Source organism: Promicromonospora sp. NPDC060204 (assembly GCF_042728455.1).
Taxonomy (GTDB): Bacteria; Actinomycetota; Actinomycetes; order Actinomycetales; family Cellulomonadaceae; genus Promicromonospora.
In genome coordinates this window covers 1-2,393 of sequence record NZ_JBHWZO010000435.1, presented here as the reverse complement: position 1 = coordinate 2,393, position 2,393 = coordinate 1, and the positions used below count along the sequence as shown (strand labels likewise).

The following is a 2,393-nucleotide window of genomic DNA, read 5'->3' as shown; positions in this document are numbered from 1 at the left end:
GATCACTCGGTGACGCGACCGAGGTAGTCGCCCGTGCGGGTGTCGACCTTGACCTTGACGCCCTGCTCGAGGAACAGCGGGACCTGGATCTCCGCGCCCGTCTCGAGCGTCGCCGGCTTGGTGCCACCGGTGGAGCGGTCGCCCTGCAGGCCCGGCTCCGTGTAGGTGATCTCCAGCACGACGGACGCCGGCAGCTCGATGTACAGCGGGGTGCCGTCGTTCGAGGCGAGCATGACGCTCATGCCCTCGAGCATGTAGTCCTTCGCGTCGCCGACGGTCGCGGCCGACACGTTGATCTGGTCGTACGTGTCGTTGTCCATGAAGACGAAGTCCTCGCCGTCCATGTACAGGTACTGGAAGTCGCGACGGTCGACGTTGGCCGTCTCGACCTTGATGCCCGCGTTGAACGTCTTGTCGACGACCTTGCCGGACAGCACGTTCTTCATCTTCGTGCGGACGAACGCTCCACCCTTGCCCGGCTTGACATGCTGGAACTCGATGACGGACCAGAGGTTGCCGTCGATGCGGAGCACGGTGCCGTTCTTGATGTCGTTGGAGGTAGCCACGTTCGTCTTCCTGTGTCGGGTGAAGGGTGTACCCCGGGGCACGCCGACGAGAGGCCGGCGGCTGGGGTGATCAAGCGAGGTGTCAAGCAGCAGCGGTCAAGTCTACCGGACCGGTCAGAGGACGAGCGCATTCAGCACGACGAGTCCCAGCAGACCGGTGGCGACCGACCAGATCAACGAGGCGAGCGTACCCACGACGAACCGCTCCGACGCGACGGGCTGGTCGCGCAGCTCCGCGTACCGCCCCAGGCCCTTGATGGCGACGACGATCGCGATGCCGTACGGGTAGCCGGCCAGGAGGGAGCCCGTGATCGCCAGGCGCTCCAGCACACCGAGCCACGCGCCGCCCCGGAGGATCGCGACGGCGTCCGGGTGCATCGTGCCGGTGGGCGACTCCTCGCCGGTGTGGCCGCCCTTGGCCACCCCGGAGCCGCCGTCGGCCCCGGAGCCGGAGCCCTTCTCGGCCTTCTCGCCCTCGCCGGCCGCGGCTGCCGTGCCCTCGCCGGTTGCGCCTTCTCCCGCTGCGCCTTCTCCTGCTGAGCCCTCTCCGGCCGCGCCCGCAGTGCCCTCACCCTCGCCCGGCTCCAGGGCCTGCGGGTACACGGGCGGCTTGTAGCGGGCCCAGGGCAGGTCGCCGCGGCCCGCGCGGCGCAGCACCCAGGGCACCACCCACGAGCCCACGATGACGCTCAGCGCCAACGTGATCAGCCAGGTCGCGATCGCGGCGACCCACTGCAGTCCGTCGAGGTAGTCCAGCATCTCCCAGGTCACGGCGTGACGTTCCCCTCAGCTCTTTGTGCCAGCTCTTGGCGTGGTTCTTCCTTGGCGACGGAGTCGGGCCCGGGCACCAGGTCCGGGCCCACCGAGCTGCTCAGCTCGGCGAGCAACCGCACCACCACCGGCCGCACCGCTTCCTCCTCCTGCCAGAGCGCCGCTCGGACCCGCTGGCTCACCGCCTGCTCGCTGACGTGCAAGGACTGGGCGACGATCCTCTGTCGTCCCGGTTTGTCCGCCAGCGAGGCGAGCGTATCGGCGACCTCCCACCCTTGGGGCGTGCGGCGCGCGCGAATCGCCGCGAGGAGTCGCAACAGCGCCTCGACCTCTGCGGCGAGGTCGGGCTGCGCGGCTGTGTCGGAGGCTGCTGTGTCCGAGGCTGCCGTGTCGGGGGCAGATGTGCCCGGGACGGCCGTGTCCTGGGCAGGCGCGCCGGGGGCAGCCGCCCCGGAGATGGTGGTCCTCAGGTCGGGCGCACCCGGCGGCGGACCCTCCACCGCGACCGACGTGCCCCTGCCGCGCGTCTTGGCCCGCTCGACGGCGTCGCGGGCGCGGTAGAACGCGAAGCCGCGCGCCTCCCGGGACACCGTGGGCAGCGGCCCCTCGACCTGGCCGACGCCGATGCCGACGCTCCAGCCCTGGTCGCGCAGCAGGTGCAGGGACAGGTCGACCGCGAGCTCGGCGCCCGCCCGGCCCGACGCCAGGATGCCCTGCACCTCGTCACCCACCGTGCGCTCGAACCCCACGACGACGCCCTCGCGGAAGCGAGTCAGCCGCGCGAGCTCCGCGAGGACCTCGGGAACGCGGTCGGCCGCGTAGGTCGAACCCCGCTGGTCGACGGTCAGGACAATCATGGCTCAAGCCTAGAGCCTTAACTCCACATGCTCAAGGCTCAAGACTTGATAGAACCAACTCAAGCCTAGAGCCTTGTTGTGATCATATCGGGCGAACTCCTCGCCCAGCTACTCCACCAGCTACTCCCCGAGCCGCGCCGCGATCGCCGAGAGCGCGAGCCGGTACGAGTCGAACCCGAATCCGGCCACGGTCCCCGTC

The 2,393-nt window shown here is 70.1% G+C and carries 3 protein-coding genes; all 3 read right to left on the bottom strand.

Annotated elements, in window-relative coordinates; genetic code table 11:
* Positions 1-2: 2 nt before the first annotated feature.
* The 3 genes from efp to ACFWEJ_RS28440 all read right to left on the bottom strand — a co-directional run bounded on the left by efp (position 3) and on the right by ACFWEJ_RS28440 (position 2,194).
* Complete coding sequence (efp, locus tag ACFWEJ_RS28450; protein WP_285104671.1) at positions 3-566, bottom strand: elongation factor P; 564 nt, start codon at positions 564-566, stop codon at positions 3-5.
* 114 nt (positions 567-680) lie between these two features.
* Complete coding sequence (locus ACFWEJ_RS28445) at positions 681-1,337, bottom strand: hypothetical protein (RefSeq protein ID WP_377232514.1); 657 nt, start codon at positions 1,335-1,337, stop codon at positions 681-683.
* On the bottom strand, positions 1,334-2,194 hold the full coding sequence (locus ACFWEJ_RS28440) for a hypothetical protein (RefSeq protein WP_377232513.1): 861 nt from the start codon (positions 2,192-2,194) through the stop codon (positions 1,334-1,336). The genes ACFWEJ_RS28445 and ACFWEJ_RS28440 overlap by 4 nt, the downstream gene beginning before the upstream one ends.
* Positions 2,195-2,393 lie beyond the last annotated feature (199 nt).

Coding starts and splice junctions, on each gene's coding strand:
- ACFWEJ_RS28440 (WP_377232513.1), bottom strand. CDS start 2,194: ATGATTGTCCTGACCGTCGACCAGCGGGGTTCGACCTACGCGGCCGAC.